Source organism: Pseudoalteromonas sp. SG44-17 (genome assembly GCF_014164235.1).
GTDB lineage: Bacteria > Pseudomonadota > Gammaproteobacteria > Enterobacterales > Alteromonadaceae > Pseudoalteromonas > Pseudoalteromonas rhizosphaerae.
The window spans coordinates 1-25,235 of sequence record NZ_JACJEV010000047.1 but is presented as its reverse complement, the minus strand read 5'-3'; the positions used below and the strand labels follow the sequence as shown (position 1 = coordinate 25,235).

Sequence of the window (25,235 nt, the reverse complement as noted above, 5' to 3'; positions counted from 1 at the left end):
CCACACAGATGATTGCTTTATATTGTTAAAGAACGTTGCGGTTAAAGTTAAACTTTATCTCGCTAGGGCTGCGCATATTACGCTTTCCTATTTTTTTGTCAACACTTAATTTTAAACTTTCTTAATAATCTAAACTCAAGTTTTACTCGACTAACTGATTAACTCTTGCCTCGCTAAGCGTTGCTGTCTGCCGTCTCAGTGGGGTCGCATTATAGGGCGCGGCGAATTTTACGCAAGCGTTTTTTAATGAAAACTATAAAAAACATGCCTTACGGTTGCTTTTTAGCCAAGATGCTTAAAAACACATCTAAAAAATAGATAATCGCTATTGTTCAATCCTTCTAAAATAGGGTTTCACATTCATATACGTTGATATTAATAACACTAGTATTGTATATATGAAATTTCATATATACACTTAATGGATATTGTCAGTCAGAATATTTAATTTACATGTCCCAAAGTAATAGCTCAAAGCAAAGTGTGCTCTTTCTGTGCACTGAGAATTCAGCCCGTTCACAAATGGCAGAAGTATTACTGAGAAATAAAGCGGGAGAGATTTTTGATGTTTATAGTGCTGGGATCGCTCCTAAAGATATTGATCCTAGAACAATTAATTGTTTGCAAAAGTTTAACTTGCCGATAACTGAGCTCAGCGCAAAACATATAGCTGAGTTTACAGATAAGACTTTTGATTATGTTATTACGCTATGTGAAAGAGCAAACAATAAATGCAGAGCTTATAAAGGCGCACTGTTGCAACTTGCGTGGGATATTGCAGATCCAAAAGTAATGGTAGGTTTAGAGCCCTTTGTCGCAACCCTCTATGAACTTGATAAACGACTGGATATGTTTATTGACGTACACGGTAATATTAATAACCTGCAATCACATCAGTGTGTGCCACTATGTAGTAGTACCATCTCAGATCAAGATAACGAGTTATCGATAGATCCAAGCATATTTTATAAATGCTTAACTGATCAGATCCGATTAAAAACTTTAATGTTAACCAACTACTATGGCGAGTTATGTGTTTGCGAATTAATGGTAGCACTGCAAGAGCAAAGCCAACCAAAGGTATCGCGTAACTTAGCCGTATTAAAGAAAGCCGGCATCATTACAGATAGAAAGCACGGACAATGGGTGTTTTACCAAATTAATCCAAGATTGCCACAATGGAGCAAGACGATTATTAGTACAACCACTGAAAGTAATCTCCATCTGATCATCAACAGCCTTAAGCGATTAGCGACTATGCATAAACGACCTAATAAAGTGAGCTTTTGCAGTTAACGATAACTTTAATAAACACAGCACAATTTAACATTGGCTAACGTAATGAAGCGCTAGCTTTACCGCACTTACAACCCAACAATTAATCAGGATGTAATTATGACAGTAAAAGTAGGTATAAATGGTTTTGGCCGTATGGGCCGATTATCAATGCGCGCAGCATTTGATTGGCATGATATAGAAATTGTCCATATTAACGATCCAGGCGGTAATGCTGAAACATTCGCTCATTTAATGACGTTTGATTCAGTACACGGTAAATGGCATCACGAAGCAAGTCATACTGAAGATACTATTATAATTAATGGTAAAACAATTGCTTTTACGCAAAACACTAAAACAGAACAGACTGATTGGTCTAACTGTGATGTCGTTATTGAAGCGTCGGGTAAAATTAAAACCAAGGCACTACTGCAAGCTTACCTAGATCAAGGTGTAAAACGCGTTGTTGTTACAGCACCAGTAAAAGAAGAGGGTATTTTAAATGTAGTAATAGGTGTAAACGACCACCTTTATAATAAAGAGATTTACCCAATCATTACCGCTGCATCATGCACAACTAACTGCTTAGCACCAGTAGTAAAAGTTATTCATGAAAAGATTGGTATCAAGCATGGCTCAATCACCACCATTCATGACATAACCAACACCCAAACAATTATTGATGCGCCGCATAAAGACTTACGCCGTGCACGTTCATGCGGCACAAGTTTGATCCCCACTACAACTGGTTCAGCTACTGCAATAACGCATATATTTCCAGAGTTAAAAGGTAAACTAAATGGCCATGCTATTCGCGTTCCGCTAACTAACGCATCAATTACTGACTGTGTATTTGAACTTGAGCGCGGTACCACCGTTGCTGAAGTAAATAAATTACTTAAGGATGCTGCTGAAAATGAACTAAAAGGCATTATGGGCTACGAAGAACGCCCACTGGTATCTATTGACTACAAAACCGATCCTCGTTCCAGCATCATTGATGCGCTATCAACCATGGTGATCAACGACACTCAAGTAAAACTTTATGTGTGGTACGACAATGAATGGGGCTACGCGAACCGAACTGCGGAACTGGTACGTAAAGTTGGTCTAGCTGACAAGGAATAATTAACCGTGGATCGATTCACAGCACTCTCCCCACAAATAAAACAATATTTGATCATTACCGGTAATTACTGGGCATTTACTTTAACTGATGGCGCATTGCGGATGCTCGTGGTGCTGTATTTTTATCAATTAGGTTACAGCCCACTTAGTATTGCTATGTTGTTTTTGTTTTATGAAATTTTTGGTGTGATCACCAATTTAGTGGGCGGATGGCTGGGAGCTCGATTCGGCCTGAATAAAACCATGAACATTGGCTTAGCATTACAAATTGTGTCTTTGGCAATGCTTATGGCACCTGTAGATACACTCACCGTAATTTATGTGATGGCTGCGCAGGCGCTTTCAGGGATCGCAAAAGATCTGAATAAAATGAGCGCCAAAAGCGCTATTAAGTTACTAGTACCAAAAGACGCGCAAGGCCAGCTTTTCAAATGGGTGGCTATTTTAACGGGTTCTAAAAATGCGTTAAAAGGTGTTGGCTTCTTTTTAGGTGGTGTACTGCTGACTTTGCTAGAGTTTCATGGCGCAATGCTAATCATGATCTGCATGCTCACTATGGTTTGGCTATTTAGTGTATTCGCATTAAAAGAAGATTTAGGCAAAGCTAAAAATAAAGCCAAATTTAGTGAGCTATTCTCTAAGAGCAAAGCAATTAATGTACTTTCTGCGGCACGACTATTTTTATTTGCCGCCAGAGATGTTTGGTTTGTTGTGGCGCTACCGGTATTTTTAGCGGCTACATTTGCCTGGGATCACTGGTGGGTTGGCGGCTTTATGGCATGCTGGATTATTGGTTATGGCATAGTGCAGTCTTTTGCGCCTTATATTACAAACATAATGAGTACAGGAAAAAAATCAGTTCAGGTGCCCTGTGGCCGTAGCGCTTTTTTATGGGCCAGTTACTTAACAGCTATACCGGCCATTATTGCCTTAGCTCTGCATTTTGACTTTTATATACAAGCATCCGTTATTATCGGTTTACTGATATTTGGTGCGGTGTTTGCGATTAACTCATCATTGCATAGCTATTTAATTGTAAGCCTTGCTGATAGTGATGGCGTGTCACTTGATGTGGGCTTTTACTATATGGCAAATGCCATGGGCAGATTATTAGGCACAGTGCTTTCGGGCTGGGTATATCAACAACACGGGCTAGAAGCTTGCTTGTGGATCTCAAGCTGCTTTATTGCCCTAGCAGCATTGTTATCGCTCGCGTTACCAAAGAGTAATCAATAGTCATTAAAATCAATCGTTGGTAAACTCTCAAAACCTGGTTTTGCAAATAAATAGCCTTGCATTAATTCTATGCCCGCTGCTTTTAGCCAAGCATATTCCTGAAGAGTCTCTATCCCTTCAGCTAGCGGAGTGATATTTAGATCACGAAACATATTTAAGCTATGGGTCACAATTGCTTGGCGTACTTTATCTGAATCTATATTGCGAATAAGCTCCATATCTAACTTAATAATATCAGTCTGAAAATCGGCTAATAAATTAAGTCCTGAATAACCAGATCCAAAATCATCCGTGGCTGTTGTAAAACCTAACGACTGGTAATACTCAACCACTCGCTTTATATGAGCACTATCTTCTATTTTCTCAACTTCAGTAAACTCAAACATAATACGTTGAGTAGGAAAATTATATTTTTTAGCGGCTTCTAATGTAGTACGAATACAGCGTTCTGGCTTATAAATAGCATTAGGTAAGAAATTAATGCTTAACATCGAATCAACGCCTAGTTTTGCGGCTAATGCAATTGCCTTAATGCGACATAGCTGGTCAAAAGTATAACGATTAGCATCATTCACTTTAGAAATAACTGAATACGCAGATTCATTATTTAAACCACGAACAAGTGCCTCATAACCAAAAATAGAGTTAGTTTGGCAATTTATAATTGGTTGAAATGCCATTGTAAAATCAAAACCAAGGCTTTCTTCATCCGTGCAATTGCTACACAACACTCTATCGCATTCCATTGATTTATCATTCACTAATTAAACCTCCCCAATCTTTTATCTTAAGGTTAGTTGTTATTTTACAACACCGCAATCAATCTTACAGAATTACAGCAAGGAGTAATTCTTCGAGAACTTTTAAAACAAACAGCTTGTTTGTCAACAGCTAAACTGATGAGAATATTTTTTACAAAAAAGTATCCAAAATATTGAGGCAAATTATCACACCTTTAAGGAAATAGCATTAAATGCCATTAACATAACCTTTAATTAGTAATATTTAATCTTAAAAATACAGACCCTATTTTTGGAACGAAAAGTGCATAAAAATATTTATTCAGACCTGAACTAAAATCAGTCAATTTTTTATCACGTAGAGGACTTTATGAAGTTGAATGCTTTTCATCCACAAATACAAATTGAATCACATAATATAAAGCAAAATAATTTAAATACACAATCGACTACAAGCAACGTAGATGTAAAGTCTCAGAATGATAAAACAAGCACTTCTGAAAACAGAAATATTGCGAACACTGACAGTAAAGAAGATGATGAAACCAAACAGCCTGAGGAAACTTCGCAGGAACAAACTCTAAAGAACATAGATCAACTACAGAATAAAATAAAAACGGTAAAAAATGACGAAACATTATCTAAAACACAGCAACAACAGCAATTAACGGAGCTAAATAAGCAATTAGATGATGAATTAAGTTTTATACAGTTAACGGTTAGAAAAAATGTCTCAACCTTAGTAAATAGCTTATTTACATCTGCAGGTAATACAAGTTCAGGATTGTTATTTAATAACAAAGCGTAAATATCGTATTGATAAAACGAACAACTGAGTAATTTTGTTTATTAGGTATTTACTTGGAAAGCGTATAAAAGTGGTGGCCCCTCCCAGACTCGAACTGGGGACCTAACGATTATGAGTCGTGTGCTCTAACCAACTGAGCTAAGGGGCCATTTTGTATTAGCTTATGTTTTTAAAAAACAAAGCTAAATTTTTGAAGCGTTTAACCACCTAAGCGACTAAAGCGGGTTGCAGTATAAAAAGTTTTTACTGGCTTGTCACTAGCAAAAACCTTTATTTTAACAATCAATAAGCTAACTGCTTAAATAGTAGTCGCAAAAAGCTTTTATTGGTGACTAAAGCCACTCACACGAGTACTTGTATCATGTAGGAACGACTTTAGTCGCGAATGTTTTATCTTGTTCGTACCGATTCACAAACAAGATAAAAAACGCTACGCTAAAGTTAGTGCTAAATAGCTGCCAACGCTTTGTTTTATAATACTTACTAACTCGTTATCCATATATTGGTATTCATCAGCAATATCTAATACTTGAATATCTTTATACGTTAATAAATCTCCAAATTGCGCTTTTAGTCTATTTTTGTGTTTTTGCTCCATAACAAATATGACATCAGCCCATTGCATCATTTTGGCATTCACTGTTCTCTTTGCATTAGGGCTGGTGCCTGCTGAGCTAACAGCAAGCTCTGGGTGATTTTTCCATACTTGCTCACCCGTTGGGCTTCGCCACTGATTGCGACTACAAATGAAAAGTACATTTGTCACTTTATGTTCCTTCATTAATTATGTACTCCTTTATTAACTGAGCAGTCACGGTTTAAAACAAACTTTTCACCAGTAAAAGTTTTTACTGGGTTACCACGTTCAACTTCCCAGTGCTGCTGCCAACGTACTGTTTCTTGCTGAGTCATTTTATCCAACGCTACTTGCTCTAGTTTTTGAAACAACAACACACTTGCTAAACGCTTATTGGCATGTTGACTGCGCTCACTCTCAACACGTACCGAAATCCCCGTTGCTGTGTGGGTTGCTCTTACCGCTGAATCAGTAGTATTAACATGTTGACCGCCAGCGCCAGACGCGCGACATGTTTGAAAAGTTACGCCTTTATCAAGCTTACTTTCATCAATATCGAACAGTTGCCCACTAAAAAACCAGTTTTTACGTTTATGCTTAGGCCGATACTGACTTTGACATACCCACAACATAGTACCTTGCCATGACTGAGCCAATTGCTTAGCCGCGCTATCGGCTGTTGAATCAAGTTGCAATAAAACCGACTTTAAACAGCCTCGTTCGGTTGCGCTAATAGCCTCAACAATCTCGAGTTCTATGCCTTGTGCGAGGCATTGCTTTTCAATCGTTTTCAGCGCCAAACCAACAGCTTTGCAACACTCGATAGGGCCCTGCCCAGCAGATAGTTGTAGTAATATCATGATGAACAATCTCCATTTGTTTTAAAGGTTAGTATCGGGCGTAACTTAGCCACAACTTCAATTAACCCTGCATCGACCATATCGCTGATCACCGTTTCGCACTTTTTGTATGCTTGTGGTGCTTCGTCGTATAGCAATTCTTTATTACCACAAACAACTCTGCTGCCTAACGCTGTACGATATAAATTTTCGCGCTTGTATTTATGACCTAATCGGCCATGGCACTCACCACGCTGCCATTTTCGCCCCGCGCCGTGTGCAAGTGAAAATAAACTGGTATTGATACTTTCCTGCACTGTTAGATCATTACCAATAAACGCTGTAAATACAGGTTTTACAAGATAACTGTAATCGCCACGAGAGCCTGGGATCACTACATAGCCTTTATCACTCGGTGTAGCACCTTTTCTGTGTAACCAGCCATCACAACCGTCAATGTTTTTAGCCGATACTAAATTATGGTTAATATCTAAGGTACACTCACCATTTGCTCGTATAGCCTCTAAAAACCGCTTAGCGATCAGCTCACGATTAAGTTCAGCAAAGCGCACAGCTTCATCATGCTTGCTCATGTAATCTTTAAAGTCAGCATCACTTTCACATAAGCCATCGTGATTATGACCCGCTATATGTTCAACCAATATTGATTGCCCTAACCCACGCGAGCCTGAATGAACCAATAATTGAAGATGCTTTTTACTTAGCCCTAACTCATCTAAGGCACTTTGATTGTATATCTCATCAATAGCTTGAAACTCAGCAAAATGATTACCTCCACCAATGGTACCCAAGGCACTATCATAACCCTTGGTAGTAATATTTTTTGCCGCTTTGTTACTTTCTATGATTGAGAACCAACTTTCATCAAGTGGCAGCTCAATATGTGTAAATTTTTTGGCAAGTTTATCTAGATTTACTTTTGCTACTTTGGCTGTGGTTTGCCACAGCGCCATACCACAGCCAATATCGTTACCCACTAATGCAGGGTAAATTTTGTTGGTAGTGAAAAATGCAGCCCCGATAGGATACCCTCTACCTGGGTGTAAATCAGGCATGCCCGCAACGCGTTGCATACCATTTAGCTCTGATGTTTTGATCAGTTGCTGTATCGCCAGCCCCTCAATCCACGTATCAGCAGACGCAATAAGGCTAACTTTATCAGTTATTTTTTGGACGGATTTGCCCATAATACCAATTCCTTTTTCTTTGTTAGAAAAATAGGATTAAAACGAAATACGAATTGGCAGGTCTGGATCTATTTTGAAATCAAACGAAAGGAACGCGTTTAAACGCAATGCTTACCTAAATGTACTTAATATATAAAAGCGTGTTTAAGTAACAAGTTTCTTATCGGATAAGACCTGCAAAGGATGTTGATGTAATTGTCATAGTATTTTCTCCTTCACAGTTAGTTGATGAATCCAACACTTAGGGTAAGTGCTGAACAATTGAACGAGCGCATGTTAATCAGTTTTTGAACATAAAGCAAACAAAAATTATGGCGTGTTTTATGTGCTTCTATATTTTATATATATGTTGTTACACGAGTATTTGCCCGAAGTAGGTATTTTAACTTACATACATGTTCTGTAAAACGAAGTGATTGAACAAGAAAACAAGGATAAAAGTAACCATTAACTAGTTAGTAGGAAATTTTGCGATTAACTCAGGTACTATGTTGAGGTAAGGGTATAAGTTCTTCTTTGAGCTGAATTGGTTAACTCCATGTTTGTCAAAATAGCTGTCTTAACAAAATTTGTGCCAGCTCTTTTTTATTTCTAATAACTTCCACACCGTAGTCACTTTTTATCTAACCATTTGTTCATAGCTTGATCGTAGGCGTCGGTTACTTTTGTTTTAGCACAAGTGGTGCCTACTAAGTAACTATCTGGTAGGTCACTTTTTGGCATTACACCAGCTCCTATCGATACCTTTTTAAAGCAGTTATCTCCGAGGCGATAGATAGTTAATTGCATGCTTTGCTTTTCAACTTTTAATGGGTCTATGCTGGTTTGCTGGTGCTCCTTTGGCACTGTAATACGCTGTGGTTGTGCTAAAACTTGTGACGTTGGAGGTGTTGATCGGAATGTATTTTGCTGTTGCTTTAGTATGCTCTTTAAACCTAATTTAAGGTCTATTTTTTTATAGCTGTTAGAGTCTGTTTGTGCCTTGGGCGTTACAGGCTTTATTGTTTTTTTAATTTTTACAATCGTATTTGCAGCAGGAATAATTGGTTTTTCAAGCTTTTTCAACAGCGTGGCTTCGTCGTGCTGGTTGCTCTTCTTTTCTATTCTAGGCAATGACTTAGGCAACGCCATACTAACCATGTATGCTTTAATTGGGGGAGTGTCTGTCACTATTAATTTTGGGGTTTTAACACTCATTAATATTGAAAAAATTATCCCGTGGAGCAGTAATGAAATAATAAAAGGCCAGCGCCACGTTGTCACAATATTTGTTCCCTAAACAATAAGTGTTCCCTATAACACTAATTTAATATGACCACATAGACGCTGCAAAGTTCCAAATATGAACATTTTGTTATTATTTGACTTGGCATTAAAAAATATTCAAACACTTGTTTTAAAATGACTTTCATATTTTTTATGTTTGCTTCAACTCAAGATACGTCTTTAGACGAAGTAGCTAATTGGAAGTAGGTAAGAACTGATGAGGTTCTTTTTTGATTTGCAAAAGAACACAAAATAGGTGTAATAAGAATTGTGTAACTGCTCATTATCTATAACCTTAAATCAGCTAGAGAAATGAGCATGTTGTAGCATATCTCACTACGGGCAAACTTTATTGTCGCTGCACAGCTATGTGCAGCGACAATAAAGTTTGCCCGTAAGAGAAAAAATGACAATAAAGTTTGCCCGTAGCACTTTATGGTTTAATAGACTTAATACTCATCCGTTACTGTTAAACTATTATTAGTATAAATTATGATGCAAAGCCATATAAGCCTTGAGCGTACTCCATCTAATAATATCGTTTGCCTATTGTAGCTATAATGTAGATTTTCATGCTTTGAATAACCATATACATATCAGCGTGATCTGTTAATAACTTCTGCGAGCTTATCTATACGAGCTTGCTCACCCATTAAACCGGTGTAGAATATCGACAACCAATTATTGGGAGTATCATGTTCTTTATCTTTAGAGTTTCTGTACCGCTTAATAGCAATTGATAGCTCAGCACCTGTTACTATATGGGGAATCTCAGGAAGAACCAAATCAAGAATATCGTGTGGACGAAGACTTAAATCTGCCCAATATTTATCAAACCAGCCTTGTGTCGAATCATTAATAATGATTTCATTCAAGTGAAACTGCAAAATATCGATCTTAGGGTGGTTATCATCAATTATCTCTATAGATATTTTTGGAGCTTCAAATCCCCCTTCAAAGGAAGCCTGGTACAAGCGTTGGTCTAAAAAATCATCAAAATAAGGATGTATTGGTCTTGCTGGGGATACAGCTCCTTTGACTGATGTTCCCCGTAAAGAATTACAGTTGCAGGCAGGTACAAGATTTTTAGAATAGAACGAAAATTCTGGAAAATTACTTTTCGGTAGATAATGATCCAGTGTGCCGTTTCCAAATCCTCCACACATAGGACATAAAGTTGGTGATAAGTTATAACGTGAAGCTTTTATGAATTCTAAACTCTTTTTTGGAGCTTTATCATAGTGACAAATTAATGCATCTTTAAAGTCACGACAAATCCCCATTGGTACAACTCTCCAAGGATCACCCTTTTTATCAATATAATCTTCGTATTGGCTGCGAAATCGAATATATTCACTTAGCAGTTTAGGATAACTCCCTAAATTACTATTATTAGCTAATACCTGTAGCTCTTGAATATCATCGACTTCAGGTGGTTTAATCGTCTTCACAAACTATTTCCATTTTCAATTTTCTGCGGAGAAACATAACAACATCGGCCGATAGCTCACTCTCTAACTCACTCAATAAAAGTTGTCTTTCCTTTTGAGTTTTTGGAAACTGTTCTAATATATCCTCAACGAGTCCATTCGTGATCTCATCTTCAAAAACAAAATATGAAATAGCCCCCACATCAGCGCCAAAAGTCTTAAGCCTTGGGTTTTGTATATCTACCTGACCATTAGACCCTTCTTTGAATACAAGTACCTGATTTCTAGGTACCTCGCGAACAAAATAAGCTGAATGTGTCGCAATAACAGCTATAGAACCAGTTAATTTCAATAAGCGGTCTAGTATCCTAATAAATTGGGATATAAAATTTGGATGCAAGTGTGTTTCAGGTTCATCAAGTAAAACTAGGGTTCCATTTTCTACAAATAAACAAGCTTGAACAATAAATTTAATAAATGCTAGCTGGCCACTGCTTAGTGGAAAAATGTCGCCATCAATATGCACCATGGGATCGGAATTACTTATAACCGCCGCTTGAATCTCTAATTTTGCTTGCTCTCCTCCATTGTTTAGCCTTAAAAGTGGAACGTAGTACTTACCCTTAATTCTCAGAACATGATTAGATGAAACAGAGCTATCTCTACTTAAAGGCACTACAACATTTTTAATATCAGGAAAAGTTCGAATACTTTCCTTAAATAACATCCATCTATCATTATCGCCAATAAACTCTTCAGAACGGGCAAGCTGAACGCAAAGATCTCCAAAGCCTTTAAAAGCCCTAGTTCTTGAATTTCTATTAAGTACAAGACGTTTATATTGAATCCGCTTACTTAACCTGTCTGGCGGAAACGTATTAATAGTTTCCCCTGGTGTAGCAATAGCCAAAAGTCGACTAATCATAGGACGCCCTAATTCTCGATCGTTAAATCGTTCATCTCCTTTAATCAAAGAATTAGCTATTGTATTAAGGGCCTGACTTTTGCCCAATCCATTACGACCTATAAGCACTGATATTCTTTTTGGAAGAATACTTTCTGTATCGAAATTCATATCAAATTGGTGATGTTCAGAAAAACTGGCAAGCTTATAAGATATAGAGAAGCGGTTAGAAATATTAGAAAACCTCTCATGCTCCAATCCTAGAAGTACTGAATCTGCATTATGAAATGCAAAAAAACGCTCAGAAGATCTCATAAAAGCCAAACCAAATACTTTGGTTTTTGTGGCACTCTCCACAAACTTTGATCGTTGAACTATACGCCGAGAGGCAACTAAATCATTTAAGGCTAGTAAGAGTTGATTAGACTTTTTAACCCCGTACTGATTAACAAACCTTCTATAATCTTTCATCTCTCCCTGTAGGGTGAAAAAATTGGGCATCTCATACTCATTAAAGTGACTTCCTAAACCAAAAGATATAAATCCATCAGCTTGGACCTTGTCATTTGAATCTAAAAAGCCCAAAAAAACATTTCCTCTAATCTTTTCACTATGCAGTTCTTCAACAATTAGGTATTCATACATACACTTATACGTGAAGTCATTCCAACTATCATCACTAGGTGTAAAAACTATTGCAGGCAAAGTTATGGAGGATAAATTTATGCTTCCCTTGCTAAAATATATGTGAAAGTCCACATCCTTCCCCTCACGACCATCATATTTCATTAAAAACCACTCTAAAAAGTAATATATCAGCAAGGTGTACTATACCTTTATAGCCCCTTCAGGATTATAAAGACATTGGTAAAACTGGGCTTGCTATATTTCATTAGACATTCAGCGAGTTACATAATAACTTCCAAAGAAGGTGCTTTATGAGTAAAGGTAAGCTATGCATCTAATAATTTAAATCTTGTCTAACATTCATTTCATAAGAAAGAAATTAGAATTATCTATATGTACGAATTGCCGTGTTAACTAAAAGTATGCACCTATAATTAAACCTATAGACTCTACCCAAGAAGTAAGCTCCATCCATGCCTTACTATTTTTGCCAAACTTTTCAATAAATATATAAACAGCAATAAAAGTTATTAGCCAAGCTATTACCCTTGCTGACCATAATCCTAAAAGTAAGAAGCGAGATTGTGCTTTGAAGGTTTTCTCAGAGTTTTTTAAGCAGCTTTTTAAATCACTAGGGTAACTAGCCTTTTCCACTTTATAAGTGCTAAAGGTTAAATCAGCGCCTATATTAATACTTTTCCTCAATAAAAGTTGATTTTTAACAAGCCCGCTGACTATGAGACTGAACAATAAGGTACCAAATACAAGCACTAAATTCTCAAGTATAGATTCAAGCTTAAGCATCGAAATAAGGGCAACTAAAGATATTGGAATGCCAAAAAGCTTTCCCGTAATATCATTCATTACTTTTGACAACGAACTTGCAAGCTCTATTTCAGCCTTAGCTAATTCTGTCCGAACCTTATTAAAAGAGAAGCCACTGATATATATATCAAAACTAGCTTTGTACTCAGTTAATAGTTCACTCCAATGCTTTAATAAATAGCTAAATTCATTATCGCTTGGAGGACATTGTGAAATGACATTTGCGAGAGCAAAGCGAAATATTCCAAGCTTTTCAGATGAATGTGCATAGTTTTCGTCTTGAGCTTCAACTAATTCATTGAGAGTTGACAAGTCAATTGCGCCAATAGATAGATCTATTTCTTGGAATAAAGTTTTCAGTACATATGGTTTATGAGTATCTTTTTCCGTGAGTATAAATACCAATCTAAAGACATCTTCTTTTGTTTTCTCATCATGGTAATGAGCTATTTTTGAAAGTAATGAAATTAAGTTAACAACACTTGTTAAGGTTGCTAGGCGCGAGTTTTCTCCGTCTTCAGTTGATAAAACGTTGTCCTGAGCAATGTAGAATTGATCTAAGTTTTCTCCTCGGAATACAGATTTATGATTTTCAAGTAGATCAGCATAAGAATTAAAAAATAAAACAGAACCATTTGTAGCAATTTTCCATTTTAGTTTAATGGTATCTCCTTCCGAAATTTCAGAAGGGGAAGATATATCAACACTATTATTCTTTAATAGTTCATCGAACTCACCATATGATATTGATAGTTCATCGCAATTGCTCATTGCACACTTCAACTCTGGGGTAACTTCTATCTCGGCAGTAAATGTTCCATTTTCAACCCGCGGACAGCCGATCAAACGGTACAAAGACACTACTTTCTCTAAAGCAGTTATTTGTGTGCTCACTATTAGTCTCTTAACCTGTCTGTGATAGTATTTATAGCTTCATTACTTAATCGATTAAATGTTAGCTTTCGATTTTCCCTATCAAAATGAATTTCTGCGTCACTTGTCTCTCCGAGCGCGCTTTTTTCTAATTGAGCTTGCCAGTTATCAGACTTCACCTTAATTCTTGCTTTTTTATTAACGGTAGACTCATGCACTACAAAAGCGGAGGGGACTTGATATTCATCACTATTCAAAAGAGCAGTTAATTCATTATCAAGAACTACCTTGTCCTCCTCATCATAGCTCGACGGGTAACATGGTCTAACTGAGCCAACGACGTCACCGATTGTTGCCTGCCTATCTTCACTAATACACCCTCGAAGGTAAGTAATGACATCTTTTTTTGCCTCTGATTTACTCTCTCTTAATTCATTTTTAGATTGGAAAAAACTAGTAATACCGCTAATACAACCGCTTGTAGCCGTAGAAGCAGCTATTCCTTTACTACAGCCCAAAGCCTTAATAAAATAGCCTGATGCACTTTGATTAGACTTCGGACTAACAAAACTCAAGTAACTCAGCTCTTGCTGCTCTTCTTCCCCAGCATTTTGATATTGAGCATATTTAGAGAAGTTAATCTTTGCAGCTTGGTGTAGCTTATTAAGGTCAAGCTCTATAATTCCTATGGGGACTAGATTTTCATCTAGTTGTAGACCTTCCTTTTGTTTTATCATTGCAACTATTAAAAATTGCTGCCCTCCGGTTTCATACAATGAAAACAATAGATAACCACCGGAAGCAAAGTTTACATCCCTAGACTTTATTTCAAGGGATCTCATTGCATTTTTAGTAAGGCTTAGGAAGCTTTCAGCAGTATGATTTTCGTTAAGAAAGGTCTCAAAATGCCTCGGAAAGGCACCTACCTCGTCTGCGCTACCAAACGTACCAAATACTGCATTATTATCTCTAGTACCATAAAGCTTAATAACATCTTTAACTAAAGTATCCACCGTATCTAAAGAGCAATCTAAAACATCTTCAACTATTACAGATGGCATTAACCGCTCTCGCGGCTCTTTAACAAGTTGATGGATCACAGCAAAAGTAAGATTTACAGACAAAATTACATCCTTTTAATTTATTATTATACTGCATTAATAACATTTACCCTTTTAAAAGCACAAGCAATTATTTGCAAAAATAATATATTAGTCGCAAATTTACTTAAGTTAAGATTGAATAATTACTTCTCTAATTATCACTAAATCAGATTGAAAATATTTGACTACTAATACCAAAAGAAGTGATAGATAACCCTATGCTTAACTATGTACTACGCACCACAATTACCTTATGTATGACCAAGGCAAAAAGCTTTTCAACTGGCTACTTTCCACTTCATATTTAGTCCACCCAACTCTTTTTAAATAGCCTAACTCGAATAGTTTTTTTAGCCAAAAGCCAACCATTTTTCTACGGGATTCATAAGCTTCATAATCTATTGAGAAACCCAACAGAGATTCCAGCCAAGGATCACTCGCGATATCGTTTGCATCAATTATGTAACCTTTATTGCCATGAATTTTATAGGCCCACACAACGGTACGCCATACATCCCAAGACGAGTTCCAGCAATAGACGTACTTTGAAAGTTGCTCAGGTTGCCTTAAACCTAGCTTTTTACACAGAATTTGCATTTTTACAGTTTCGTTCGCATTTTTAAAATATTGAACAAAAGCAGATCGTTTTTGTGTTCGATTAACTATTTCTTGTTCTTTTTTAATTAATTCAGCATTAGCAATTTTCTCAAGCTTTTCTCGCCAAGTATCTATGTTTTTCCACCTAAGATTAAACTGCAAGTTATCAATGTTCATCTGTTCGTCGTAGCTAATAAGTAAAGTCGGACTTGAATGAGTCATTACTTGACGAAGGTTATTTACTACAAAAAGTACGACATCTATATTTACTTTTTTCTCAACAACAGCCGTCCCTTTATAACCATATTTAAACGGTAACCAATCGTCATTAAAATGCGTAACCTTAGGTTCTCTAGATACGATAAATCGCTCAGAATTAGAAAGCTCCTTATTTACGGTAAGAGAGGGCCACGTGAAGTTGGGGATATTAAGATTAGTGCTCAGTGATTTTGCTATAGTGTACAAATTAGCAAGATAGCGCCGATTGATTTCAATAATTTCATTATCAACTTGTAGTTTTAATTTTTTTTCTAGTTGACTTTTCTTTCTACAATGAAGCCATCTTCGATTAGCTGTTTTTAATACAAACACTTTCAATTCGTTACGATCTACGTTCCAAGGCAATACGCTTAAATCAATTTCAATGGCGTCGACATCAACAGCACTATACTTACGCTCTCCGACCTCATCTTTTGCGTTAGTAACAAAAATTTCCACAGCTAAACTTTCGCCTTTAGTTGATTGACTTACAACATCAGCAATTAGATCATTATTCAGCTTAACTTCTTGTTGAGCTTTTACCATCTGAAAGTTCGGCACTTGTACAAGCGCTTTCTCAACTGTTTCTCCAGCCATGTCTGTAGAAGAATAAGTAGCATGAATTTCAGGTAAAATAAGATGTAGGTTTTCAGACGCTGAATCTTCTAAGACTTGTTTTGCCGCAAGATGCAACGCAGATTCACCACTACACCCTGTGTGAGCTTTATGTGAAAAATAATGTGCTTTTTTGGATCCTTGATTTGCAATAAGTGGACTAGAGCAATTTACTGATGGGCATATACAGTCACAGGCTTTTCCTTTATTAACCTCGGAAATATGACGCATAACACCATCAGCGCCAAGTCCCCAAGCTATTTTAATTTCAGACACATTGAGTCCTTTCAAAGTTATAATTCACTGAACTTTTACTAGCATAAGAAATGAGCTTATTTAAACTGGTAAGTAAAACCCTCTCTAAGGCTAAAATAGGAAATTACTCATCGTAAGGCAAACTTTAATAGTTAAAAATACTTAGCTATATGTGTATATCTTCATATATATTAAAGGGTATTCTATGAAAAAAACACATTGAAATTACCTCAAGGAAGAAAATGAAAATTAATTCTGAGTTAATCCACTACTCTCGGGCTGGAGACATTTTTCATTATCGTTGGGCTGTTAAAAGGTGCTTGAAACTCTTAGATTTGAGTACTGATTTGTTGCATATAACCATCGAAGGTTCGCAAGAATCTCAACTTGAGGGAGAGTGCGTCGTCGACCTAGCTGAATATCGTAAGTCTCATAACGGTGAAGGAGCTGTGGAATATTTTCAATTAAAGCACTCTACAGTAAGAGCTGACCAACCTTTCACCTTATCGACTCTAAAAGATACCATCGTAGGTTTTGCAAAGCGTTTTTCTTCTTTAGAGTGCTCAAACATAAAGTTTAAGAGAGTTAACCTAACAGTCCTAACTAACCGTCTAATTTCAGAAGGTTTTAAGAAAAACATCAGCAAAATAGCTAACGGTGAAAAAGTACCTGACGGCTTCAAAAATACTATTGAAAAGTATACTAAGCTTGAAGGAATAAGACTTAAACAGTTTTGTGAGTGCCTAAACTTGTGTGACTCAGAAGGTAATTACGACGAACAAAAGTATGGGATTCATAAAGAGTTAGCTAAGTTATCAGTTTCAAAAAACGTTCTAGATAGAGAAAAGTTATTAGTAGCAAAAGTTTGGGAAAAGATTGAACCTGGAAAATCAAACATCATCAAACGAGAAGATATGCTGGAAGCATTTGATGTAACAAGCTTTGATGATTTTTTTCCTGCACCACCATTATTTGAGTCAATTGATCGTTATATTCCAAGAGACGAACAAACAAGTATTGTTTCCTCAATAAAATCAGCAACAACACACACCATAATTACAGCAAGCGGTGGAGTTGGTAAATCTGTTTTAAGTAGTAACTTATATACAGAGTTTAACTCCTCATCAATTGTAATTGCATATGACTGCTTCGGCAACGGAAGCTACCGTAGATCAAGCGCTATTAGACATGAAGCTAAACATGCAGTTACTCAAGTGATAAACACGCTTGCTAAAGATGGTTTGTGCGATCAAATAATTCCTACTAGAAATGAACCTGATGAATACTGGATAAAGTCATTTTTAAGCAGAATTACAGAAGTTTGCACTGAATTACTCTCAATAGATAGAAGTGCATTCTTGATAATAATCTTTGATGCCGCAGATAATGCTGAAATGGCTGCTGAAGAACAAGGTAGCAAATGTTTTGTAAAGCAATTATTGAAAGAAGAAGTGCCCAATAACTGTAGATTAGTATTTACTTGTAGGCCGGAAAGGCTAGAGCTTCTTGAGCCCCCAGAGTTAATTAAACCAATATCTATGTCTCCATTTACTGATGTTGAAACGCTTACTAATTTACAAACTAAGTATACGACTGCAACAATAGACCAAGCCACAGAATTTAACCGACTAACATGTGGTAATCCGAGAGTTCAATCGAATGCCTTATCATTAAAAGTACTATCTTTAGACAAACTACTACTTTCATTTGGTTCTAAAATATTAACCGTCGAAGAATTAATTAAAAGGCAATTGGAAGAGTCAATCACAAGAATCAAAGATAACTTTCCAAAAAACTATAAACAAAGTATTGATAATATTTGTACTGGGTTAGCTGTTTTACCCCCATTCGTACCTATCAAAGTTTTAGCTGAAACTGCCAATGTATCTCCAGACTCCGTAAAAAGTTTCATAGCTGATTTGGGACACCCTTTATGGCAAATAGATAACACCGTTCAATTTAGAGATGAACCAACTGAAAAGTGGTTTCAAGATAACTACTCTGCAACACCCGAAAAAATATATTCATTTGTTAAGACTATTAAGTCATTAGCAAGTGAGTATTCATATGTTGCCGAATCACTACCTCTACTATTATTAAAAGCGGAGCAGCTAGACGAATTAGTAGAATTAGCCCTATCTGACAACTACCTTCCTTCAATTAGTAGCTTTGATGATAATCTAGTGAGAGTGCAAAGATTGCAGTATGCATTTAAAGCAGCACTAAAAGCTAATCGATTATTTGAAGCCGTGAAATTAGCTTTAATTGCAGGAGAAGAGATTGCAGGGAATGACCGTCAAATTGATATTTTAACTAATAATATAGACCTTGCCTGTTTATTTTTATCTTCAGGTCGAATTCAAGAACTCGCCCATAGGAAAGAACTAATTGGTCAATGGGATGGTTCAGAAACTGTATTTTCAGCATCTTTACTGTCAGGTTTAGCGGGTATGAAAGGCGAAGCTTATAGCTATTATCGTTCAGCAGAACATTGGCTTCGTCGCTACTTTAATAAGCGTGCTAATGCAAAAGAAGAAGAAGAAAGGTTTAGTGACAAGCTAGATGATATCGAAATTATTGAACTTGCCTGTGCTCAATATAGAATTAATGGCAGGGAAAAGTGTTCTGATTTCTTATTATCGTGGAAACCGCCTTCATGTATTTTTAGGATCACTTCAAAGTTTATTGAAAGACTTGTTGATGCAGGTAAGTTTGAAGATATAGAGTTGATAGCAAGTTATGGAATAAGTAACTCTAGTTTTATTCTAGCCATAACTTCAGAACTAATGAAAGTAGGTAAAACACCTCCTAAACCTTGTTTAACGAGATGCCTGAATCAAATTATCAACCCCAAATCTAGATTAGATCGGCCCTATGACATTAGTGAAAATAATTATACTGTAGACTCTTACTTATCATTTTTTGAAGCGTGTTTAATTCATCAATTACCCTTAAAAAATATTAGAAGAGGTCTTAATTACTATTACGAATTCCCTAATCTTTATCGTATATCTGATGATCATCAATATAAGGGGGCTCGAGAAAATTTTCTTCGTTATTTATCCATTCAAGCAGTCATTAAAAATGATTTTGAGTTGAATTTTGAAAACTTTTTCTCTACTCACTGGATTCGTGAAAAAGACTCTGATGATAGGCGAGATTTAAAAAGAGTAAAAGAAGTAGTTGGAGCGCTTTTACCTTGGTATATAGTAAAAGCAAAAGTGCTCTCTGGCCAACAAATAGACTTACAAAAAGAACATGAAATAGCCTTGAGTTCATCTTCTGAAAAGGGCTACAGTTCGTATCGTGAATATGACCCAATTCCATTGGAAACATCGAAAGTAAAATTTCAAAACATCTTATTTTGTAACTCTAACTACACGAAAGAATTAGAACTATTTGAGAGTAGATTCGGCAATCAGATTAACAAAGTATCCTTCAATGATAGTTTTTACTTTTTGAGAGTAAGTTGCAGAGTAGAAAAGCTAAATAGGCTCAGCGATTCAATTGAAGAATATTGCCATGCATCTTTAAATAATTATGACTATGAAGAATCTCCAGAATATCGTTCAGAGTATTTTATTAAGTTATCAAGAGCTGTACTTTCTCTGAGCAAAGAAGATGCATCTTGTTACTTTGATGAGGCACTTTCGAAAGCCTCAAACTTTGGCCAAGAGGGGGTTATTCGTTGGGAAGCAATAACATCAATAGCTAAGCGTAGTGCTCAGGATGGAGAAAATAATCCTGAGCTTGCCCACCGTTATATGCGATGTGCGGAAATGATTGGAGATTCAGTTTCAAGAGAAAAGCACTGGGATCGCAATGATACTATTTCGACTTGCTTTCAGCTATCGCCTGTATCAGCTTTTCTAATATCAAACAGGTGGAAAGATAGGCATGTTGGCTGGAGTGATAGACAAATATATCCTTTAGCCCACAATGCAATCGATTCAGGTCAAGCAACACCTTCTTCTTTGTGGGCGTTGTCATCATTCTCTTGGGAATATGGGCTAAGTGAGTTTTTAGAAAAATGCCTTGCAAAAGAGCCTTCAAAGTCAAATCAGCAAAAAATGCTAGATTACTACATAAGAGATTTAAGAAATAAGGGTTACCAAGGAGATAAGTGGTTAAAAATAAATGAACTAGCTAGACAACATGAATTAAAAAGCTTTTCCGAACATGAACTTAAGCAGCTATTAGCTCCTGCTAAATCTAATAGATTACACTCCTCAACTAAATTTTCGAAAGAACTTAAATCACCTGAATATCAGTGGGATAAACTTTATGGTGAGTTTGACTTATTGACTGATATAGGGTTTCGTGAAGCTTTTCGGTTTTACGAAAACCAAGGCTACCCAAGAGAATACAAAAAATTTTGGCAGGGGTGCTTTAAAAAAATAACCTCAAGAAAGCTGATTTTATTCTTAAATATAATTAGCCAATCACAAATACTTGATTTTCATGATCTACATTATGCATTCAAAGAAATTCCAGAGGCTTGGAAGGGCAAAGTTTCTGTTAAAAATGCTTGGAATGTAACAGTCAAGTACATAGCCTCAAGATACCCACAAAAATTTACTGGAATATACCAAAAAAACTACTTGATAGGTGGTTTCATTCTTGACGAAAAAACTGATACTGCGATCATAGAAGGCGTTATTGAAGGTCATACTAATTCAGTTGATATTGAATCAGCAGAAGCTCTTTTTAGTTTTGCTCATTATAGTGCAAATAGCTTAGCTATATCAGAGGCTCAAGAATTAATTGATTTTGCCTTATATAGGCTGGAAGTATTCCTAGATGAAGATTATGCTGATGGTACTTGGAATGAAGAAAACAAATTACCACGAAATGTTCCTCATGCAATTGCCAGCTATATCTTCGCTAACTTAGGGTCTCCTCATGCAGGGGAAAGGTGGCGAGCTGTACATGCAGTCATTAGGCTATATCAACTTAATTGTAGAAATGAAATTAATTTACTCATCGAGTGTTATAACAGTGGGGTATCACCACTATATATACCAGCTAAATATGAATTTTATGATTTACATGCAAAACAATATTTACTTGTTGCTTTGACAAGGTGCGCTTATGAGTCCCCAGAAATATTGGCTGATAGTAAAAGCTTATTTGCAACTATCGCACTGAATAAAAATCAAGGCATACTATTTCAATATTACGCAAAGCAAATATGTCTATCACTACAAAAATATAACTCTGATTGCTTCGAAAAATCTACTTTTGAAAGTATTGAGGAAGTTTGTACAACAAAATATCCTACTATTAACGAAAAGCAATACAATTATCATACTGATTCACCTTTGCATAAAGCAGATAAATTAGCTGAGCTTCCTGAGGTATGGTTTGCATACGACTTCGATAGTTATTGGTTTGAGCCTCTGGGTAGAGTATTTGGTATTAGCAGTGTACAAGTTCAAGATCTAGCAAAGAACATATTAATCAACTACTGGAATATAAGACCGGAATCTTCCCACTTGGATGATTCTCGGGCAGTACTTTGGAGGAGGCGAAGAAACTCTCAAGGGGCGTTTCATTCTCATTCAAGCTACCCAGATGTTGATAATTACTCATTCTACATTTCATACCATTTATTGCTAGAAGTGGCATCTCAATTGCTGGAAACCATGCCTGTAATATACGATGAAGATGACAAGAATAACTGTTGGGATGAGTGGCTTAACCAGCACTTAATTCTCAATAAGGATAGCTTACTATTGTCTGAACTCCGAGACCCTATGCCTGTCAAGAAATCAGACTGGGTAAATATTGAACACGACGAGCACTGGCAGTGGTTAATTTCAGAAACAGATTTTATTGATCATCTAATTGCGCAAGATAGCTCGACGAGCTGGTTAAACGTAGAGGGGAGCTGGGACGAGTATAAAGATGGAAAAAACGAGAATGTATCATTTTCTAGCGTTTTAGTTCCTAGGGAGTTAAGTCAAGCATTGTTGCTAACTACTATTAACTTCGATAGCCATATGGGTGAATGTTATTTATATAATTATTGTGGTTCAGATTATACTAATAGGAATAATGAAGAATTTCAGTGCAAAGAGTGGCTGATTCGCGAGGGTGAAAACAACGATATCGAATCAAGCGATCCTTTTGTGGGCACAATATACGCGCAACCTTATAAACTAAGGAAATTTATAACAGAAATAATAAGTTTAAGATGTAGTCCTGATCAAAAGGCCTATAATTTACTATCAGACAATGATGTATGTCTTAAAAATAAATACTGGAGTGAAGATAAACCTAGTGATTCAGAATCGAACATTAGCTCTGGTAAGCCTGTTTTAGCATCCCTTAAATTTTTACAAATAATTTGTGACAAACTGAATGTAGATATTGCAATACAAGTAAACATTAAGCGTGCCTTTACTGCTTCATATAGGAATAAAGATGACAAACTCGGATACCTACCAAGATGTAGCAAAACCTTCATCTTATCTAGAGACGGAAAACTTAGAGACTCAAGAAAAAGTTATCAACTTAGGTAAAAAGTTACTATCGACCTTAAAGAAAGATGATGATGAAATAACTTCTTGGATGATTAATTATTTGGCTGAACAGATTACTCTAGCTGAAAGTGGCAACAAGGAGGCAAAAAAGAGCTGTGTTGAGGTTATTCTAAAGATTTGGGAAAGGCGAGCTACGCTGCCTGATGGCACTAGGCCATTTGAGAGCTTCGAGCCAATATTTAAAGCTATAGAGTCACTAAATCCTGAAAGTAGCGTGCCTCGCTATTATAATAAACATCAATCAGACAAATCGGATGAGCTTAATGAGTCTGAGAAGTGGGTTGAAATAGCTAAACAGTTAGACGATACGGCAAAAACTTTAATTACATTTATGCTCGAACAAGCTGTTCTAAGTTCTTGTTCTGAAGAAACTAGGGAGTGGCTTAAAACTTTGAATGGTACTGTAAACTCAAATGAATATGACTTTATTCGAATGTATTCTGATGAAAAAGAAATAAATAAAACGGATACTAGAATAAAGAATTTAAGTAGTAGAATAAGTAAGTTAGAGGCATTTGAAAATTTAAGTCAACAAATCCGTCAAAGCCTACTAGAAGAATTAAAAGGTTTAGAAAAGTAGGTTCTTCGTAATAACTTTATTTAAAGTGTCACTATTACAAGGAGAAAAAGTCGAAGACTATTGGAATAAGAGTATCCCCTACTGGTTGAGAAAGTTTACCTTTTTAATTAAAGCGGGAGACTTAACTAGTTCTACATGGAATCGAAACGAAACCAAGTATTAAGACCATCTCTAGAGAGATTATTGACTCCTCTATTCCCCATAGGCTACCACTAGAGCACAAAGGCAAACTAATTGTTATTTGTCCTTGTTTTGGTGGCGATGTGCGAGCACCTGTGTAGTGGCATAGTTAATTTGGCCACCCATTAAGAAAGAAATGTTATGCTAATAAGCATACAAATTTGGGTGAAAAAATGACGAAATTAAAACGCGCAACGTATTCTGCTGCAATCAAATTAGAAACAGCTCAGCTTGTAGTTGATCAAGGCTACACGCAAGAAGATGCAGCTAAAGCTATGGGGGTTGGTAAATCAACTGTAAGTAAGTGGGTAACTCAATTAAAGCAAGAACGGAATGGCCAGTCCCCATTGGCTTCACCAATGACGCCTGAACAAATTGAAATCCGCGAACTTAAAAAGCAAATCCAACGCATTGAATTAGAAAAGGATATATTAAAAAAGGCTACCGCTCTCTTGATGTCCGACTCCCTGAGCAATTCTCGTTAATTGAGAAATTAAATCAACGAGAGCGTTACCCAATCAGCGTGTTGTGTAGCGTATTCAATGTGCATCGCAGCAGCTATAAATATTGGGCCATACGGGATACAACATCGACACCAGAGCAAGTAAGGTTAGAAGCGGAAGTTAAAGTTATACATGCAATGAGTGGCGGTTCGGCTGGGGCACGGACAATCGCAGCAATTGCAACGAATAACGGTTTTGAATTAAGCCGTTATCGCGCCGCTAAGCTGATGGTTAAACTAAAACTAGAGAGCTGCCAAGTACCACAACATCAATATAAACGCGGTGGTAATGAGCACCTTGAAATCCCGAATTTTCTAGATAGGCAGTTTGATGTTGTTGAGACGGATACGGTGTGGTGCGGTGATGTGACGTATATTTGGACAGGCAATCGCTGGGCTTATTTAGCGGTCGTTGTTGATTTATTTGCACGCAAAGTCGTTGGTTGGGCAATGTCATTGTCGCCAGATACTAACTTAACGCTAAAAGCGCTTGAACTCGCGTATGAAAGCAGAGGAAAACCGACAGGACTGATGTTTCACTCAGACCAAGGAAGCCACTATACAAGCTTGAAGTATCGCCAACGTTTATGGCGCTATAAAATCACACAAAGCATGAGTCGGCGCGGAAATTGTTGGGATAATGCGCCAATGGAACGATTTTTTAGAAGCTTTAAAACGGAGTGGATGCCAAAAGTTGGATATGAAAACTTTGAAGAAGCTAAATATAGTGTGAGTGATTATATCAACGGATATTACAACAATGTTAGACCACATCATTATAATGCAGGTTTAGCACCAAATGAATCTGAGGTTAGATACCAAGATTCTAAAACTGTGGCCAAAATTAGTTGACCACTACAA

General features: G+C 36.6%; 17 protein-coding genes and 1 tRNA gene. 7 read left to right on the top strand and 11 right to left on the bottom strand.

What is annotated here, in order from left to right:
* The first annotated feature begins 453 nt into the window (after window positions 1-453).
* From H5182_RS20550 to arsJ, 3 genes are all read left to right on the top strand, one after another.
* The gene (locus tag H5182_RS20550) at window positions 454-1,296 is read left to right on the top strand and encodes a metalloregulator ArsR/SmtB family transcription factor (protein ID WP_182760541.1); all 843 of its coding nucleotides are present in this window, start codon (window positions 454-456) and stop codon (window positions 1,294-1,296) included.
* Window positions 1,297-1,395: 99 nt separating this feature from the next.
* The gene (locus tag H5182_RS20545) at window positions 1,396-2,406 is read left to right on the top strand and encodes an ArsJ-associated glyceraldehyde-3-phosphate dehydrogenase (RefSeq protein ID WP_145238745.1); all 1,011 of its coding nucleotides are present in this window, start codon (window positions 1,396-1,398) and stop codon (window positions 2,404-2,406) included.
* A 6-nt stretch (window positions 2,407-2,412) separates the two neighbouring features.
* Window positions 2,413-3,642, top strand: coding sequence for an organoarsenical effux MFS transporter ArsJ (gene arsJ / locus H5182_RS20540; RefSeq protein ID WP_182732027.1), 1,230 nt, complete (start codon window positions 2,413-2,415; stop codon window positions 3,640-3,642).
* On the opposite strand, the gene H5182_RS20535 is transcribed toward arsJ, so the two are convergent.
* Complete coding sequence (locus H5182_RS20535; protein ID WP_182760540.1) at window positions 3,636-4,403, bottom strand: EAL domain-containing protein; 768 nt, start codon at window positions 4,401-4,403, stop codon at window positions 3,636-3,638. The two genes, arsJ and H5182_RS20535, sit on opposite strands and share 7 nt — an antisense overlap.
* Before the next feature lie 349 nt (window positions 4,404-4,752).
* On the opposite strand from H5182_RS20535, the gene H5182_RS20530 reads away from it, so the two are divergent.
* Entirely contained in the window at window positions 4,753-5,190 is a 438-nt protein-coding gene (locus tag H5182_RS20530) for a hypothetical protein (protein WP_182735831.1), read from the top strand.
* Between the two features lie 71 nt (window positions 5,191-5,261).
* Here H5182_RS20530 and H5182_RS20525 read toward each other — a convergent pair.
* The 10 genes from H5182_RS20525 to H5182_RS20480 form a co-directional block, all read right to left on the bottom strand.
* Window positions 5,262-5,338, bottom strand: a tRNA-Ile gene (locus tag H5182_RS20525).
* Window positions 5,339-5,620: 282 nt separating this feature from the next.
* A complete protein-coding gene (locus H5182_RS20520; protein WP_182760539.1) occupies window positions 5,621-5,971 on the bottom strand; it encodes a low molecular weight protein tyrosine phosphatase family protein in 351 nt (116 codons plus the stop codon).
* A complete protein-coding gene (gene prfH / locus H5182_RS20515) occupies window positions 5,971-6,627 on the bottom strand; it encodes a peptide chain release factor H (RefSeq protein ID WP_182760538.1) in 657 nt (218 codons plus the stop codon). The genes H5182_RS20520 and prfH overlap by 1 nt, the downstream gene beginning before the upstream one ends.
* Window positions 6,624-7,814 carry an RNA ligase RtcB family protein gene (locus H5182_RS20510; RefSeq protein ID WP_182760537.1) on the bottom strand — a complete coding sequence of 397 codons (1,191 nt, stop codon included), beginning with the start codon at window positions 7,812-7,814 and terminating at the stop codon, window positions 6,624-6,626. The genes prfH and H5182_RS20510 overlap by 4 nt, the downstream gene beginning before the upstream one ends.
* A gap of 612 nt (window positions 7,815-8,426) precedes the next feature.
* Window positions 8,427-9,077 carry a hypothetical protein gene (locus H5182_RS20505; protein WP_182760536.1) on the bottom strand — a complete coding sequence of 217 codons (651 nt, stop codon included), beginning with the start codon at window positions 9,075-9,077 and terminating at the stop codon, window positions 8,427-8,429.
* Window positions 9,078-9,676: 599 nt separating this feature from the next.
* Complete coding sequence (locus tag H5182_RS20500) at window positions 9,677-10,531, bottom strand: hypothetical protein (RefSeq protein ID WP_182760535.1); 855 nt, start codon at window positions 10,529-10,531, stop codon at window positions 9,677-9,679.
* Complete coding sequence (locus tag H5182_RS20495) at window positions 10,518-12,203, bottom strand: AAA family ATPase (protein WP_182760534.1); 1,686 nt, start codon at window positions 12,201-12,203, stop codon at window positions 10,518-10,520. The genes H5182_RS20500 and H5182_RS20495 overlap by 14 nt, the downstream gene beginning before the upstream one ends.
* A gap of 252 nt (window positions 12,204-12,455) precedes the next feature.
* Window positions 12,456-13,760: a hypothetical protein gene (locus tag H5182_RS20490; RefSeq protein WP_182760533.1), complete on the bottom strand. Its 1,305-nt coding sequence runs from the start codon at window positions 13,758-13,760 to the stop codon at window positions 12,456-12,458.
* Between the two features lie 2 nt (window positions 13,761-13,762).
* Entirely contained in the window at window positions 13,763-14,863 is a 1,101-nt protein-coding gene (locus H5182_RS20485) for a nucleoid-associated protein (RefSeq protein ID WP_055014256.1), read from the bottom strand.
* A 225-nt stretch (window positions 14,864-15,088) separates the two neighbouring features.
* Window positions 15,089-16,588 (bottom strand): competence protein CoiA family protein, encoded by a 1,500-nt coding sequence (locus H5182_RS20480; protein WP_182760532.1) that lies wholly within the window; start codon window positions 16,586-16,588, stop codon window positions 15,089-15,091.
* A 221-nt stretch (window positions 16,589-16,809) separates the two neighbouring features.
* Between H5182_RS20480 and H5182_RS20475 the strand changes: the two genes are divergently transcribed.
* The 3 genes from H5182_RS20475 to H5182_RS20465 all read left to right on the top strand — a co-directional run bounded on the left by H5182_RS20475 (window position 16,810) and on the right by H5182_RS20465 (window position 25,226).
* Complete coding sequence (locus H5182_RS20475) at window positions 16,810-23,091, top strand: hypothetical protein (RefSeq protein WP_182760531.1); 6,282 nt, start codon at window positions 16,810-16,812, stop codon at window positions 23,089-23,091.
* Window positions 22,994-23,692 carry a hypothetical protein gene (locus tag H5182_RS20470; protein WP_182760530.1) on the top strand — a complete coding sequence of 233 codons (699 nt, stop codon included), beginning with the start codon at window positions 22,994-22,996 and terminating at the stop codon, window positions 23,690-23,692. Before H5182_RS20475 ends, H5182_RS20470 begins: the two co-directional genes overlap by 98 nt.
* A gap of 353 nt (window positions 23,693-24,045) precedes the next feature.
* A protein-coding gene (locus H5182_RS20465) for an IS3 family transposase (protein WP_182760529.1) occupies window positions 24,046-25,226 on the top strand; the annotation gives its coding sequence in 2 pieces (ribosomal slippage) (window positions 24,046-24,304 and window positions 24,304-25,226; 1,182 coding nt in all).
* Window positions 25,227-25,235: the final 9 nt, after the last annotated feature.